The sequence below is a fragment of the Streptococcus sp. ALY_211 genome (assembly GCF_058314555.1).
Genome location: NZ_JBZFUN010000003.1, coordinates 1 through 15,125 on the forward strand (window position 1 = coordinate 1; position 15,125 = coordinate 15,125).

Annotated in this window: 18 protein-coding genes; all 18 read left to right on the forward strand. The window is 42.5% G+C overall.

The annotated features are described in order from the left end of the window. The first annotated feature begins 215 nt into the window (after positions 1-215). The 18 genes from AC4HAJ_RS03235 to smpB all read left to right on the forward strand — a co-directional run bounded on the left by AC4HAJ_RS03235 (position 216) and on the right by smpB (position 15,085). Complete coding sequence (locus AC4HAJ_RS03235; protein WP_491078727.1) at positions 216-752, forward strand: hypothetical protein; 537 nt, start codon at positions 216-218, stop codon at positions 750-752. Between the two features lie 202 nt (positions 753-954). Beyond that, a complete protein-coding gene (gene cpsA / locus AC4HAJ_RS03240) occupies positions 955-2,427 on the forward strand; it encodes an LCP family glycopolymer transferase CpsA (RefSeq protein ID WP_491078728.1) in 1,473 nt (490 codons plus the stop codon). A gap of 2 nt (positions 2,428-2,429) precedes the next feature. After that, positions 2,430-3,161 carry a capsular polysaccharide biosynthesis protein Cps4B gene (gene cps4B / locus AC4HAJ_RS03245; RefSeq protein ID WP_491078729.1) on the forward strand — a complete coding sequence of 244 codons (732 nt, stop codon included), beginning with the start codon at positions 2,430-2,432 and terminating at the stop codon, positions 3,159-3,161. A 10-nt stretch (positions 3,162-3,171) separates the two neighbouring features. Beyond that, positions 3,172-3,870, forward strand: coding sequence for a Wzz/FepE/Etk N-terminal domain-containing protein (locus tag AC4HAJ_RS03250; RefSeq protein WP_491078730.1), 699 nt, complete (start codon positions 3,172-3,174; stop codon positions 3,868-3,870). Between the two features lie 9 nt (positions 3,871-3,879). Then, the gene (locus AC4HAJ_RS03255; protein ID WP_491078731.1) at positions 3,880-4,572 is read left to right on the forward strand and encodes a tyrosine-protein kinase; all 693 of its coding nucleotides are present in this window, start codon (positions 3,880-3,882) and stop codon (positions 4,570-4,572) included. 152 nt (positions 4,573-4,724) lie between these two features. After that, positions 4,725-5,234 (forward strand): peptide-methionine (S)-S-oxide reductase MsrA, encoded by a 510-nt coding sequence (msrA, locus tag AC4HAJ_RS03260; protein WP_491078732.1) that lies wholly within the window; start codon positions 4,725-4,727, stop codon positions 5,232-5,234. Beyond that, positions 5,231-5,446 (forward strand): YozE family protein, encoded by a 216-nt coding sequence (locus tag AC4HAJ_RS03265; RefSeq protein ID WP_491078733.1) that lies wholly within the window; start codon positions 5,231-5,233, stop codon positions 5,444-5,446. Before msrA ends, AC4HAJ_RS03265 begins: the two co-directional genes overlap by 4 nt. 207 nt (positions 5,447-5,653) lie before the next feature. Beyond that, on the forward strand, positions 5,654-6,643 hold the full coding sequence (locus AC4HAJ_RS03270) for a PhoH family protein (RefSeq protein WP_491078734.1): 990 nt from the start codon (positions 5,654-5,656) through the stop codon (positions 6,641-6,643). A gap of 364 nt (positions 6,644-7,007) precedes the next feature. Further along, positions 7,008-7,505, forward strand: coding sequence for an rRNA maturation RNase YbeY (gene ybeY / locus AC4HAJ_RS03275; RefSeq protein WP_491078735.1), 498 nt, complete (start codon positions 7,008-7,010; stop codon positions 7,503-7,505). Further along, complete coding sequence (locus AC4HAJ_RS03280; protein ID WP_491078736.1) at positions 7,486-7,890, forward strand: diacylglycerol kinase family protein; 405 nt, start codon at positions 7,486-7,488, stop codon at positions 7,888-7,890. The genes ybeY and AC4HAJ_RS03280 overlap by 20 nt, the downstream gene beginning before the upstream one ends. Before the next feature lie 68 nt (positions 7,891-7,958). Next, positions 7,959-8,855 carry a GTPase Era gene (gene era / locus AC4HAJ_RS03285; RefSeq protein ID WP_491078737.1) on the forward strand — a complete coding sequence of 299 codons (897 nt, stop codon included), beginning with the start codon at positions 7,959-7,961 and terminating at the stop codon, positions 8,853-8,855. Between the two features lie 56 nt (positions 8,856-8,911). Next, positions 8,912-9,733 (forward strand): DNA-formamidopyrimidine glycosylase, encoded by an 822-nt coding sequence (gene mutM, locus AC4HAJ_RS03290; RefSeq protein WP_491078738.1) that lies wholly within the window; start codon positions 8,912-8,914, stop codon positions 9,731-9,733. Continuing rightward, positions 9,730-10,317: a dephospho-CoA kinase gene (coaE, locus tag AC4HAJ_RS03295; RefSeq protein ID WP_491078739.1), complete on the forward strand. Its 588-nt coding sequence runs from the start codon at positions 9,730-9,732 to the stop codon at positions 10,315-10,317. Before mutM ends, coaE begins: the two co-directional genes overlap by 4 nt. A gap of 86 nt (positions 10,318-10,403) precedes the next feature. Further along, the gene (locus AC4HAJ_RS03300) at positions 10,404-11,597 is read left to right on the forward strand and encodes a multidrug efflux MFS transporter (protein ID WP_491078961.1); all 1,194 of its coding nucleotides are present in this window, start codon (positions 10,404-10,406) and stop codon (positions 11,595-11,597) included. Further along, positions 11,594-11,740: a 50S ribosomal protein L33 gene (gene rpmG, locus AC4HAJ_RS03305; RefSeq protein WP_491078740.1), complete on the forward strand. Its 147-nt coding sequence runs from the start codon at positions 11,594-11,596 to the stop codon at positions 11,738-11,740. Before AC4HAJ_RS03300 ends, rpmG begins: the two co-directional genes overlap by 4 nt. A 45-nt stretch (positions 11,741-11,785) precedes the next feature. After that, a complete protein-coding gene (secG, locus tag AC4HAJ_RS03310) occupies positions 11,786-12,022 on the forward strand; it encodes a preprotein translocase subunit SecG (protein WP_491078741.1) in 237 nt (78 codons plus the stop codon). A 174-nt stretch (positions 12,023-12,196) separates the two neighbouring features. Then, positions 12,197-14,590 (forward strand): ribonuclease R, encoded by a 2,394-nt coding sequence (gene rnr / locus AC4HAJ_RS03315; RefSeq protein ID WP_491078742.1) that lies wholly within the window; start codon positions 12,197-12,199, stop codon positions 14,588-14,590. A 24-nt stretch (positions 14,591-14,614) separates the two neighbouring features. Next, positions 14,615-15,085 carry an SsrA-binding protein SmpB gene (gene smpB, locus AC4HAJ_RS03320; RefSeq protein WP_491078743.1) on the forward strand — a complete coding sequence of 157 codons (471 nt, stop codon included), beginning with the start codon at positions 14,615-14,617 and terminating at the stop codon, positions 15,083-15,085. Positions 15,086-15,125 lie beyond the last annotated feature (40 nt).

Here is a 15,125-nt window from a genome sequence, read left to right on the forward strand (position 1 = left end):
GCTTTGATGACTAGGTATTTCTTTGACTCTATCATAGTTAGTTCTATTTTCCTCATCTTTCTAGTTTACCAGACGGGACATTTTCACATTCGACCTAGCTAAGACATTATCATTTTCGAATGATAGACGTGTCCTAAGAATAGTTTGCCCTCTTGAATATTTAGTAAAATAAGCTATAATGAAAATAAGTGAAATAAAAGGGAGTATATAAAAGTATGAGAGAAAAGAAAGCTAGACTGAGTAAGAGTGAAACCTTCTACCTTATAGCGAGTATTGTATTAGCCATGATGATTGCAGGCTTGTTTTTTATGGTGAGAGGTGAAACCGAAGTAGCACCAGCTAGCTCAACCTTAACATCCTCTCAAACCTTAAGCACGTCATCAAGTGCAGAAAAGGTCAGTAAAAAAGATATCGAAAAAGATTTAAAGGATCTAGAAAACAATCCAAGTAGTAAATCAGCTGAAGCTCTTCAAAAAAAGATCGATACTATTGAAGACAAAAAGCTTAAAAAAGAGATGCAAGGCAAGCTAGACCTAGTGCTGGCAGAGATTGCGGTATCTGATGCAAGTAGCAATCCAACCCAAACGAGTATTCAAGAAGCTCAGGAAGCCATCGATAAGTTAGCATCATCCGATGAGAAGACAGACTTGCAAGGCCAGCTGGATGCCATTAGCGGTGCGGGAAGTACCTCAGATCCAGCAGCCAACTATCAGGGAGAAGTGCCTCAAGAATCTCAAATACCTGTCGAATAGTCCTGCATCTCAATGAAAAATTGTAAAAAAGTGACCAAGATTGGTCACTTTTTTACTCGATTTTAACTCTATTTTATACTTCTTAAAGTAATATTATTATTAGCCCAATTATACTGGTACGAAGTACTGGGGTAACTACTTGGAGTAGATGAAAATTTCAGGTATAATAAATACAATATCCTATGGAAGCCGGAGAAACGTAATGTCTAATTACCGCCGTCGTAGTCGTCAGACTCAGAAAAAAAGAAATTTTAGTACACATTTCTTTATCAACTGTTTACTGTTTGTCATCTTTACCATGATCTCTGCCATCACTATTTATACAATATTCAAGTATAAATTCTTGGCTGTTAACTTTCTCAATATCATTATCACCCTATTTTTAGTCTTAATAGTGTGTCTGACAGGCTATCTCCTATTGAAAAATAAGAGACCAACTTTGAATAGTTTTTTGTTGGTCATTTTTACTGGTATAGTAGCAACTGCGTTTTTAGGCATGAACTCTCTAGTAGGCTTTGTTGGCAATTTGAATAATTCAGCAAAATACTCTGAGGTGACCATGCAAGTAGTAGCCCTAAAGGGCAGCGGTATTGATAGTCTGGATGATATTAAGGAGGCTGAAGCTCCTATTCAGACAGATGGGACCAATATTGATGAGTTTGCTAAGCAGATTAAGACAGATACCAATAAAAATCTAACAATGACGCATGTAGATTCTTATGCCAAAGGCTATGAACATCTGACAGATGGATCTGCTAAGGCCATTGTTCTAAATAGCGCCTATGCCGAACTTCTCAAAGAACAAGATAAAAATTACAAAGATAAGATCAAGGTTATCTATGAAGCCAAGGTTCAAACAGCAACAGCAGTAGATACCCAACAACTTAAAGGAGATTCCTTCAATATCTATGTATCTGGTATTGATACCTATGGTCCCATCAACTCAGTTTCACGATCAGATGTCAATATCATTATGTCTGTCAATCTCAAGACCAATAAAGTTTTGCTGACCACCACACCTCGTGATGCTTACGTGACGATTCCAGACGGCGGTCAAAATCAAAAAGATAAGCTGACGCATGCTGGTCTCTATGGCGTTGAAACGTCCATGAAAACCTTAGCTAATCTCTATGATACAGACATTGACTACTATGCTCGCCTCAATTTCACTTCTTTTATCAAACTAGTCGATGTGATTGGAGGTATTGAAGTCTATAATGATCAAGCCTTTACCGCTCATACTGATAAGGACTATACATTTGAAAAAGGCAATGTTAAGCTAGACTCTAAAGGAGCTCTCGCCTTTGTCCGTGAGCGTTATAGCCTAGAAAATGGAGACAATGATCGTGGTAAAAACCAAGAAAAGGTTATTTCTGCTATCATCAATAAATTAGCCAGCGTTGACTCAGCCTTTAATGCGGGTACCATTGTTGAAAATCTGCAGGATTCCATTCAGACCAATATGCCTGTTCAAGATATTATGACCATTGCCAACAATCAGCTGGGTTCAGGAACAAAATTTCAAGTGGACTCTCAAGCAGTGACAGGTACAGGCTCCACAGGAAAACTACAGTCCTTTGCTATGCCTAATGCTTCCCTCTACATGATGGAGCTGGATCAAAACAGCCTTTCCTCTGCTAAATCAAAGATTACCGATGTTTTAGGAGGTAAATAAAGGTGATTGATGTTCATTCACATATTGTCTTTGATGTCGATGATGGTCCAGATACATTGGAGGAGAGTCTGGCGCTTATTGCAGAGAGCTATCGACAAGGTGTCCGAACCATTGTATCAACCTCTCACCGCCGAAAAGGAATGTTTGAGACCCCAGAGGAGATTATCAGAGCCAATTTTAAAACAGTTGAGAAAGCAGCCTTAGAGCGCTTTCCTGATCTGAAGCTCTATTTCGGCGGAGAGCTCTACTATACTGAGGACCTCCGACAAAAATTAGAAGATGGGGAGGTTCCTACCATGGCTGGAACACGCTATGCCTTGATAGAGTTCAGCCTAACAACTCCCTGGCGTGATATCCATACTGCCTTGACCAAGGTGCTCTTGCTAGGAATTACTCCGATTGTGGCTCATATCGAACGTTACAATGCCTTAGAAAAGAGAGAAGATCGCGTTCAGGAATTGCTGGACATGGGCTGCCTGACACAGGTCAATAGTAATCATGTGCTCAAACCAAAATGGTGGGCAGATCCAGAAAAGCAATTTAAAATTCGTGGTCGCTATTTTTTGGAAAAGAACCTCATCACCTGTATCTCCAGCGATATGCATAATCTAGATAAGCGACCTCCCTATATGGCACAGGCCTATGCAGAAGTCGAAAAAAATTATGGATCGACTAGAGCTCAAGTCCTCTTTCACGACAATATGTCTGCCCTACTAAAGGACTTAACAAATTAAAGGAGTTTTTATGAATTTAAAAGACAATGATGCATCGTTTGAGATTGATGTATTCGGACTAATACGTAAGCTGTGGGAACGCAAATTTTTCATTATTTTTATTGCCCTCTTATTCGGCTTCATTGCCCTCTTTGCCAGTGCCTTTATTCTTCCCAAAGAATATACGGCTTCAACACGTGTTTATGTTGTTAATAATAACAAACAAAACGAGTCGACCGTCAATTATCAGGATATTCAAGCAGGAACTTATTTGGTCAATGACTATAAAGAAATCATTCGGTCTCAAGATGTCCTAGATGAAGTGATTAGCGAGCAGCATTTAGATATGAGTGCAGAAGAGTTAGCAGACCGCATCACTGTTGATGTACCGACAGATACACGTTTGATTACGATTTCCCTCAAGGATCACAATCCCCAAGAGTCTAGCCGCTTGGCCAATGCTGTTCGTGACGTTGCCATCAAAAAAATAAAAGAGGTGACCAAGGTTGACGATGTCACTGTTGCACAGATGGCAAAAGTTCCTGATGCACCGACCTCACCAAACATCAAACGCAACCTTGTTATCGCCGTCTTTGCAGGAGCCTTCCTGACGATCCTTGTCTTGATTGTATTTGAAGTGCTAGACGATCGCATTAAATCTGGAGATGATGTTGAAAAAATGCTTGATCGTACCCTTCTTGGTGTTGTCCCTGTTGTATCAGATCTATAAGGAGAAAACATGGCCTATTTAGAATTAACGAGTAAAAAAGAAAAATTAATCGATGCAGCAGAAGAGTACTATAACTCTATTCGTGCCAATATCCAATTTAGCGGTAGTCAGATCAAGGTGATCACCCTGACATCTGTTCAACCTCAAGAAGGAAAATCAACCACAAGCTCAAGTCTAGCGGTATCTTTTGCACGTGCTGGCTACAAAACCCTCCTCATTGATGCAGATACCCGTAATTCGGTGATGTTTGGTTCTTTTAAGCCAGACGGGCCTGTAAAGGGACTGACTGATTTTCTAACGGGTTACTCAAACTTGCAAGAGACCATCAGCCGTACAAGTGTCAAAAACTTATCTATGATCCCAGCTGGACAAGTTCCTCCCAATCCCACAGCGCTTTTCCAAAGCGAAAACTTCAAACGAATGATTGCAGCTGTAAAAGAGAACTATGATTACATTCTCATTGATACCCCTCCTATTGGAAAGGTCGTTGATGCTGCCATTATTGCCCAAGAGTGTGATGCCTCAATTCTTGTCACTGAGGCTGGTGCTATCCGCGCTCGCTTCGTGAAAAAAGCCATCGAGCAGATGGAAAAAAGCGGCTCACAATTTCTTGGTGTGATTTTAAACAAGGTTGATGAACGCTCTGAAAACTATGGCGGCTACGGTAACTATGGTAGCTACGGAGATTACGGCCAAAGCTGAGCAGCAGATGATTAAGCTATTCTTAGCTTCTATAGAAAAAATAAGGGCAGTGTCCTTTATTTTTTTGTGCTTAAAGACTTTCCGCCCTCCTATTTTTTGATATAATGAGTGACAATAAAAGATGCCAAGGCATCGAGATAAGGAGATCTAATATGGAGCGTGCGATATTTGCAGGAGGATGTTTTTGGTGTATGGTGGCTCCCTTTGAAGAGCTAGAAGGGATTTTATCTGTCCGATCTGGCTACACGGGTGGTCATGTTGAAAACCCATCTTATGAAGACGTCAAAGCGCATAAGACGGGGCATACTGAGGCTGTCGAGATTATTTTCGATGGGACTCAAGTATCCTACAACGATTTGGTAGAGCTCTATTGGGCTCAGACTGATCCGACGGATGCCTTTGGACAGTTTGAAGACCGAGGAGACAACTATCGTCCGGTAATCTTTTATACAACGCAGGAGCAAAAAGAGATTGCTGAAGCATCTAAGGCTAGACTAGCAGCATCAGGGCGCTTTAGCGATCCGATTGTTACCTCGATCGAGCCAGCCCAGCCTTTTTATTTGGCTGAGGATTATCACCAAGAATTTTATAAGAAAAATCCTGAGCGTTACGCCGAATCGAGCAGAATTCGCCATGAGTTTTTGGAGGCCAACTGGAAGTGAGAAAATCATTTTATACCTGGCTTATGACCCAGCGAAATCCCAAATCAAAGGAGCCTGTAGCTCTCCTAGCGGATCTAATTTTTGAGGAGTCCACCTTTCCCAAACATACAGATAATTTTGAGGAAATCAGCCGCTATCTGGAAGACCAAGCAAGTTTTAGCTTTAATCTTAGTGACTTTGACCGCATTTGGGAGGATTATTTAGCGCATTGATACTTGCAGCGACAAAAATCGATAACTGAAATAGCGATGCCGATTTTGTTGCCTAGGACTGTTGCATCAGTCTGGTAAATTGATAGCAAGGACTAGAGAGCCTGAGATTTTGTCTCAGGCTCTTTTGTATCAGCGCTGGCGCGTGATTTTTCATATGAAATAAGGTATAATGTGACTTAATAATCATAGTGAAAAGAGGTCCCGTATTTGCAAGAGCATTCTGTTGACATCAAGCTAGATCATCCTGATGATGCCATGTCTTTATTTGGAAGTAATGAACGTCATCTCAAGCTCATTGAAGAAAATACTGGTGTTGTCATCCATGCTGGAACGGAATGGATTCAGATACTTGCTGATAGTGAGGAAGCGCTCGAGCTAGCAAGGCTGACCATACAAGCCCTTCTGATACTAGTGGGAAGAGGCATGTTGATCAATACCTCAGATGTTGTGACAGCTTTAACCATGGCCCAAAATGATGAGATTGATAAGTTTGTCGCCCTCTATGAGGAAGAGATCATTAAAGACAATTATGGTAAACCAATCCGTGTCAAGACACTGGGGCAAAAGGTTTATATAGACAGTGTCAAAACACATGACGTAGTCTTTGGTATTGGACCCGCTGGGACTGGTAAGACCTTCTTGGCAGTCACCTTAGCTGTCACAGCACTCAAGCGAGGGCAGGTTAAGCGAATCATTCTGACACGCCCGGCTGTTGAGGCAGGTGAGAGTTTAGGATTCTTACCAGGAGATCTGAAGGAAAAGGTAGATCCTTATTTGCGTCCTGTCTATGATGCCCTGTATCAAATTCTTGGTAAGGAGCAAACCAGTCGTCTTATGGAGCGTGATATTATTGAGATTGCGCCTTTAGCTTATATGCGTGGCCGTACCCTAGATGATGCCTTTGTTATTCTCGATGAGGCTCAAAATACGACTGTTATGCAGATGAAGATGTTTCTAACCCGGCTAGGTTTCAACTCTAAGATGATTGTCAATGGAGATACCAGCCAGATCGACCTTCCCCATCGTGCTAAGTCAGGATTGATTGATGCCACTGAAAAATTGAAAGGTATTAGCCAGATAGACTTTGTCTATTTCTCAGCTAAGGATGTCGTCCGCCACCCAGTCGTCGCAGAAATTATCAATGCCTATGAGGCCCCAAGTGCAGGCAATACCGATGCAAGTGCCGAAAATGTATAAGACTAAAATCAAATCACATACTAAAAATTTATTAATTAAGAGATGTCGTTAAATAAGCAGTAGTTCCTTATGCTGCTAAAGTGATGATGAACGATACAGGAGTTACTTGTTATAGTCAACAGGACTTATAACAACAGCTTATTAGTTAAATCCTGAATAATACTAACGAGTCTGGGCTTTTGTCTCAGGCTCGATTTTTATACCTATCTTGAGGACGGTTGCTTATCGCTACTGTTGAGAAAGTAACAATCACAGCCTGAGCCATGACACGACTCAATCGTGCGAGGAGACAATCCTTCTAGGGTCTTAGGCTATTAATCTCTTTTTATGCTATAATAAAGATTGAAAAGATGGGGATAAAGCAATGTATATTGAAATGACTGACGAGACCAAAGAAGTCTCACAAGAACTGATGAGTAAGATTACGGACATGCTAAACTTTGCAGCACAGAAATTGGGCAAGGACAATAAGGAAATGGCTCTTACTTTTGTGGATAATAGCACTATCCATAAAATCAATCTAGAGTACCGTGGGATGGATCGTCCAACTGATGTTGTCAGCCTAGAGTATAAGCCTGAGATACCAGTCCTCTTTTCTGAGGAAGACTTGGCTATGGATCCGGATTTGGCTGATATGATGGAAGACTATGATGCTTATATAGGAGAGCTATTCATATCAGTAGATAAGGCTCATGAGCAAGCAGAGGACTATGGTCACAGCTTTGAGCGTGAGATGGGCTTCTTAGCTGTACACGGCTTTCTTCACATTAATGGCTATGACCACTATACTCCCGAGGAAGAAAAAGAAATGTTCACCCTACAGGAAGAGATTTTGACAGCTTATGGACTTACGAGAGACTAATTCCCCTAAAAAATGGAAAAATAGAACCCTGACGTCGAGTTTGGAATTTGCCTTAACTGGGATAGTGACAGCTTTTAAAGAAGAGCGCAATATGCAAAAGCATGCGGTCTCAGCAGTACTAGCTATCCTAGCAGGTCTGATTTTTAGAATCTCAGCGATCGAATGGCTGTTTTTACTATCAGCTATCTTTTTGGTCATCACCTTTGAGACGATCAACTCTGCTATAGAAAATGTTGTGGACTTAGCCAGTAATTACCACTTTTCTATGTTGGCTAAAAATGCTAAGGACATGGCAGCAGGTGCTGTTTTAATGATCTCAGCCTATGCGGTAGTGACAGGAATGATTATTTTTATTCCAAAAATTTGGGAATTTCTATTTCATTGATAAAAAATGACAAGATGAATAGTCTTAGAAAGGGCTGAGTACTAGCTTGAGCTAGACTCGATAATAATATGTTTAAATCAGGATTTGTTGCCATTTTAGGGCGACCAAATGTTGGGAAGTCCACCTTCCTAAATCAAGTCATGGGGCAAAAGATTGCCATCATGAGCGATAAAGCACAGACAACCCGCAATAAAATTATGGGAATCTACACTACAGAAAATGAGCAGATTGTCTTTATTGATACGCCGGGGATTCATAAGCCAAAGACCGCCCTTGGTGATTTCATGGTCGAGTCAGCTTATTCGACTTTACGTGAAGTAGAGACGGTCCTCTTTATGGTACCAGCTGACGAAGAGCGAGGCAAAGGAGATAACATGATTATGGAGCGGCTCAAAGCAGCCAACATCCCCGTAATCCTAGTGATCAATAAGATTGATAAGGTCCATCCTGACCAGCTTCTGGAAAAGATTGATGACTTCCGGTCCCAGATGACTTTCAAGGAAGTTGTACCGATTTCTGCCCTTCAGGGCAATAATGTGGATACCCTTTTGAACCTTCTCAAAGATAATTTAGAAGAAGGCTTCCAATATTTTCCAGAAGATCAGATTACCGATCATCCAGAGCGATTCTTGGTCTCTGAGATGATTCGTGAGAAGATACTGACCTTGACTGAGCAAGAAGTTCCGCACTCAGTTGCCGTGGTCATTGAGTCTATGAAGCGTGATGAAGAGAACGACAAAATCCATATTCGTGCGACTATTATGGTTGAGCGTGATAGTCAAAAAGGGATTATCATTGGTAAGCAAGGCGCCATGCTAAAGAAAATTGGCAAGATGGCCAGACGTGATATTGAAATCATGCTAGGAGACAAGGTCTATCTCGAGACCTGGGTTAAGGTCAAGAAAAATTGGCGGGATAAAAAGCTAGACTTGGCTGACTTTGGTTATAACAAAAAAGAATACTAATCATAAGGAGAGTTTGGACCTTGGCTTCCAGACTCTTATTTTGAAGGGAGAATGCTATGCCTGAGTTACCTGAAGTGGAGACTGTTAGACGGGGGCTAGAGCGTCTGCTTGTTGGACGGACATTCCTATCTGCTGACTTTAAGATTCCAAAGATGATCAAGACTGATCCTGATCAGTTGAGGCTAGAGTTACCCGGACAAGTATTACTGGCCATGCGCAGGCGAGGGAAGTACCTAATCTTTGATTTTGGTTCCTACCTATTGATCTCCCACTTGCGTATGGAGGGCAAGTATCTGCTCTTTTACGATCAGGTTCCAGCTAATAAGCACTTTCATGCCTTCTTTAGACTGGATAATGGTGCGACTTTAGTTTATCAAGATGTTCGTAAGTTTGGTACCTTTGACTGGTTGGTCAAAAATCAGGAAGACGCCTATTTTTTAGGCAAGAAATTAGGTCCTGAGCCCCAGCAAGCTGTCTTCAAACTAGCCCCTTTTGAGCGTGGGATATTAGCGTCTTCAAAGCCTATCAAGTCCCTGTTACTCGATCAACGACTGGTCGCTGGACTGGGAAATATTTATGCTGATGAGGTGCTATGGGCAGCTAGAGTGCATCCAGAATCCCCTGCTAAGAGTCTCAAAAAAGCCCAGATCAAGAGACTCCACGATGAGATTATTAGGATTTTAGACTTAGCTATCAAAAAAGGTGGATCGACCATTAGAACCTATCGCAATGCTCTTGGTGAAGATGGCACCATGCAGGAAGAACTGCAGGCTTATGGCAGGGCAGACGCCCCCTGCCCGCGTTGTGGAAGGCCCATCGTAAAGATTAAAGTAGGGGGACGGGGCAGTCACTACTGTCCTAAATGTCAGAAAAAATGAGTAAAATTATTGGAATAACAGGCGGTATTGCCTCTGGGAAATCAAGGGTAAGTGCTTATATTCGTCAAGCAGGCTATGAGGTAATCGATGCTGATCAAGTCGTCCATGAGCTGCAGGCAAAGGGCGGTATTCTCTATCAAGCTCTAGTTTTTACCTTTGGAACAGCTATCTTGCAAGCAGACGGTCAACTGGATCGCCCTAAACTCTCAGAGATGATTTTCTCAAGTCCAGCGAATCAAGAGAAGTCTGCCAAGCTTCAAAATAAGATTATCCGTGAGGAGTTAGCTAAACGAAGAGATCGCTTGTCCGAAACCCAAGCTATCTTTTTTATGGATATTCCCCTCCTGTTTGAGTTAGAGTTTGATAGCTGGTTTGATGAGATTTGGCTGGTTAGCTTGGAGCCCGATAAGCAGATCGAGCGCTTAATGGAACGAGATAACCTCACGAAAACTCAAGCCCTAGAGCGCCTGGCAGCGCAGATGCCGTTAGAACAAAAACGTAAACGCTCTCACAAAATTATTGATAATAATGCCAGTTTAGAAAGGACCTACGCCCAGCTAGATCAGTTGTTGGAGAAAATCTAGAAAGCCTGGCTAGGGCCCTGGCACAACATGTGCTATAATATGGACGAAGTGTTTAAGAAAGAAGATGATGACCTATTAGTAAGACCATTAATTGGCGACAAAATTTAAGAGTAGCTTGGTTTGGCAACTTTCTGACAGGAGCCAGCTTTTCTTTGGTCATGCCCTTTATGTCCCTGTTTGTAGAGCAGCTGGGGGCGAAACCAGGTATGGTTGAATTATATGCTGGTTTGTCTGTTTCCTTATCAGCCCTCGCCTCAGCTCTTGTTGCCCCCATTTGGGGGAAGCTAGCTGATCGCTACGGCCGAAAACCCATGATGATCCGAGCCAGCCTAGTCATGGCCTTTACCATGGGCGGGCTGGCTTTTGTCCCCAATGTCTTTTGGCTATTGCTGATGCGTCTGCTCAATGGTATGTTTGCTGGCTATGTCCCTAATTCCACAGCTCTTATCGCCAGCCAAGCACCACAGAAAAAATTAGGCTATGCGCTTGGAACCCTAGCTACAGGGGTAACTGCAGGGACCCTAATTGGACCTCTGTTAGGAGGCTACTTTGCAGATTTATTAGGGATTCGTAATCTCTTCTTATTTGTGGGGGTTCTCCTGATTATCCTGAATGTCATGACCATTTTTCTGGTCAAAGAAGATTTCAAACCTGTCCACAAGAATCAAGAACTTGCCACTAGGGAACTATTGAGACAAGTAAAGGATGGCCAGGTTTTATTGGGACTCTTTGTAACCAGCATGATTATTCAGATTTCCGCCCAGTCCATTGCCCCTATATTGGCGCTTTATATCAGACATCTCGGCCAAAAGGAAAACTTATTATTTGTATCAGGTTTAATCGTGTCAGCTATGGGTTTCTCCAGTATGCTATCGAGTTCTTTTCTGGGGAAGATTGGCGATCGTATCGGTAATCACCGCCTCTTACTCTTAGCCCTGTTTTACAGTTTTTGTATGTATTTGTCCTTTGCTCAGGCCAAGACACCCTTGCAGTTGGGGCTTTTACGCTTTATGTACGGCTTTGGGACAGGAGCCCTTATGCCTAGTGTCAACTCCCTGCTCACCAAGATTTCTCCCAAAGAAGGCTTATCACGGATCTTTAGCTATAATCAGATGTTCACGAATATCGGACAGGTGGTAGGTCCTTTTATCGGATCCAGTGTTGCAGCAGGACTAGGTTACTTCTGGGTTTTTTATATCACTGCCCTGATTGTTTTCATCAATTTTAGTTGGAGCTTTATCAACTTTAGACAGTATTTGAAGGTTAAGGAAATAGAGTGAGGATAAAGATACATTTAAAGTGTAGTTCTTGTGGTAACAAAAACTACCTGACCAGTAAAAATAAGACAAGCCATCCAGAAAAAATTCAGGTGCCCAAGTACTGCCCTAAAGAGCGAAAAGTGACCCTGCACCTTGAATCTTGAGAGGTATTATGGTAAACTACCTAAGACTATAGTGGAGGAAAAGCGATGTACAACATTTTACTAACTGCTTTGCTAGTTATATCTGTGGTTTTAATTATTGCTATTTTTATGCAGCCTCAGAAAAATCCAAGCAGCAATGTATTTGATAACAGCGGTTCAGAAGCTTTGTTTGAACGCTCAAAAGCGCGTGGGTTCGAGGCCTTTATGGAGCGCTTTACAGCCATCATGATCTTCTTGTGGTTGTTGGATGCCCTAGTTCTTGCTATCCTATCAAGTAAGTAATCACAAAAAAGAGCCCGGCCCAGTCAGGCTCCTTTTTTTGATAAGGATTTGTCGATCCTGAGTTTTTTAAAAGTAGGGATCGATCCAATCGTCACTACCAAAGCGAGCTAAAAGTTATAGTATCCTTACCAAATTGATGAGATATACTTCCTCCCTAAAATAAGAAAGAGTACCATGAAAAACAAAATAATTGAGTATTTAAAAGAAGCTGGAAAGTCTAGCGTTAATGAACTGGCTCAAGCTTTAAATATGGCAGGAGCCGACCACTTTCCAGAGTTGATTAAGATGCTCTCCAAGTTAGAGAGTCAGGGACAATTGCGCTTTCACAAAGATGGATCGGTCGGTCTATGTAGAAGCGAATCCCAAAGCAAAAAGGAAATAACCGTCCAAGGTATATTTCGGGCGAATAAGAATGGCTTTGGTTTCCTCCATGTCAGTGATGATGAAGAGGACATGTTCATCGGTCGTAATGATGTAGGTCATGCTATTGATGGGGATACTGTAGAGGTTGTTATCAAAAAGCCTGCAGATCGCCTGAAAGGTACTGCTGCGGAGGCTCGGGTAGTAGATATTGTCGACCGTGCTATCAAGACAGTAGTCGGTAAATTTACCCTGGATGATGAACATCCGCAGTATGCAGGCTACATCACGTCTAAAAATCAAAAAATCACCCAAAAAATTTATATCAAAAAAGAACCTCTTGCCCTTGATGGCTCTGAGGTTGTTAAGGTGGCTATTGATAGATACCCAACCCGTCATCACGATTATTTTATCGCTCACGTCCTTGACATCATTGGCCATCAGGATGACGCTGGTATTGATGTCCTTGAGGTATTGGAATCGATGGACATTGTCTCGGACTTTCCGGAGGAGGTCATGGCTGAGGCTGCAGCGATTCCAGAGGCACCTTCACAGACTGATATGGAAGGCAGACTCGATTTGCGAGATGAGATTACCTTCACCATTGATGGCAAGGAAGCTAAGGACCTAGATGATGCTGTCCACATCAAAAAGCTACCTAATGGGAACTATGAATTAGGGGTCCACATTGCTGATGTATCCTACTATGTCACCGAAGGTTCGGCTTTGGATCAGGAAGCTATAGCCCGGGGGACATCGGTCTATGTGACGGATCGTGTCGTTCCTATGCTGCCAGAACGTCTGTCAAATGGTATCTGCTCTCTTAATCCTAATGTGGACCGCTTAACCCAGTCAGCCATTATGGAGATCAATCCTCAAGGGCGTGTGCTCAAACATACCATTACTCAGACAGTCATTAAGACAACCTTTCGGATGACCTACTCGGATGTCAATGAAATGTTGGCAGGCAACCAAGCCGTCATTGAGCAATTTAAGCCCATTATGGATTCTGTGAGCTATATGGCTGAGCTTCATAAAATCTTAGTAGACATGCGCCAACGCAGAGGTGCCTTGGATTTTGACCGTCCAGAGCCTCGCATTTTAGTCGATGACAAGGGGCAGCCGACAGATATCGTCTTGCGTGACCGTGGTATTGCTGAACGGATGATTGAGTCCTTCATGCTAGCAGCCAATGAGTGTGTGGCGGAGCACTTTGCCAAAGCGGATCTTCCTTTTATCTACCGTATCCATGAGACACCAAAGGCAGAAAAATTGCAGAAGTTTATGGACTATGCTTCGCTTTTTGGGATACCTATCTATGGAACAGCAACCAGTCTCAGCCAAAAATCGCTTCAGGAATTTATGGATAAGATCAAGGGAGAATCAGGCTATGATGTCATGTCTCTGATGTTACTGCGTTCTATGCAGCAAGCTCGCTATTCTGAGCATAATCATGGTCACTACGGCCTAGCTGCTGAGTACTATACGCATTTTACCAGTCCTATTCGCCGTTATCCTGATCTCTTGGTCCATCGTATGGTCCGTGAATATGGCCAACTGACCCAAGAGAAAAAAGAGCACTTTGAAGAGGTTATCCCAGAATTGGCGACATCGTCTTCTGCCTTGGAGCGCCGTGCTATAGAGGCTGAACGTACCGTTGAGGCCATGAAAAAGGCTGAATACATGGAAGACCAGGTGGGACAAGAGTTTGATGCTATTATTGCCAGTGTGGTCAAATTTGGTCTTTTTGTCGAGTTGCCAAACTCTATCGAGGGGCTCGTCCATATCACCAGCCTTCCTGAGTTTTACCATTATCATGAACGGACCATGAGTCTTCAGGGAGAACGGACGGGTAAGGTGTTCCGTATCGGTCAGCCTATCCGTGTTCGCCTGAGTAGGGCTGATAAAGAAACAGGCGATATTGATTTTGAATACCTGCCAAGTGACTTTGATATTGTAGAAAAAGTAGACCACCAAGCCCGTCGTGCCCGTGAAGAAAAGGCTCGTGAATTCCGTAGTAATCGTTATGGATCCAAGCGTCGTCGCAATGATCGAGGGTCTGGTGATAAGGATAAAAAGACCAATAAGCCTCGATTTGATGACCACAAAACCTCTAAGAAAAAACCAGATAAGCGCAAAAATCAAAACCGTCCCCACAATGATCATAAAGGTCGTGAAAATGGACGGCGTCGTAAGAAAAAACGCTAAGATTAGAGAGGATGATGGATAGTTATGGCTAAAAATAGCCCAGACAGCAAGGCCTTGGCGCAAAATAAAAAAGGTAGGCATGATTACACCATCGTCGACACGATTGAAGCTGGTGTAGTTTTGACAGGAACTGAGATTAAATCTGTTCGGGCCTCTCGGATTCAGCTAAAAGATGGCTATGCTCAATTAAAAAATGGGGAAGCCTGGCTGGTTAATGTCCACATTGCGCCCTTTGAGCAGGGAAATATTTGGAACCAAGACCCAGAGCGCACCCGTAAGCTCCTTTTAAAAAAACGTGAAATCACTCGCCTGGAGCAGGAGTTAAAAGGAAGCGGCATGACCCTGATCCCTTTAAAAGTTTATATCAAGAGGGGCTTTGCCAAGATTCTCTTAGGCTTAGCCAAAGGGAAACACGATTATGATAAGCGAGAAACCATCAAGCGCCGAGACCAAGAGCGTGATATTAAGCGCGTCATGAAGAATTTTAATCACTAAAACCCCAATTCCTTTCCATAAGGAATTGGGGTTTTTTTAA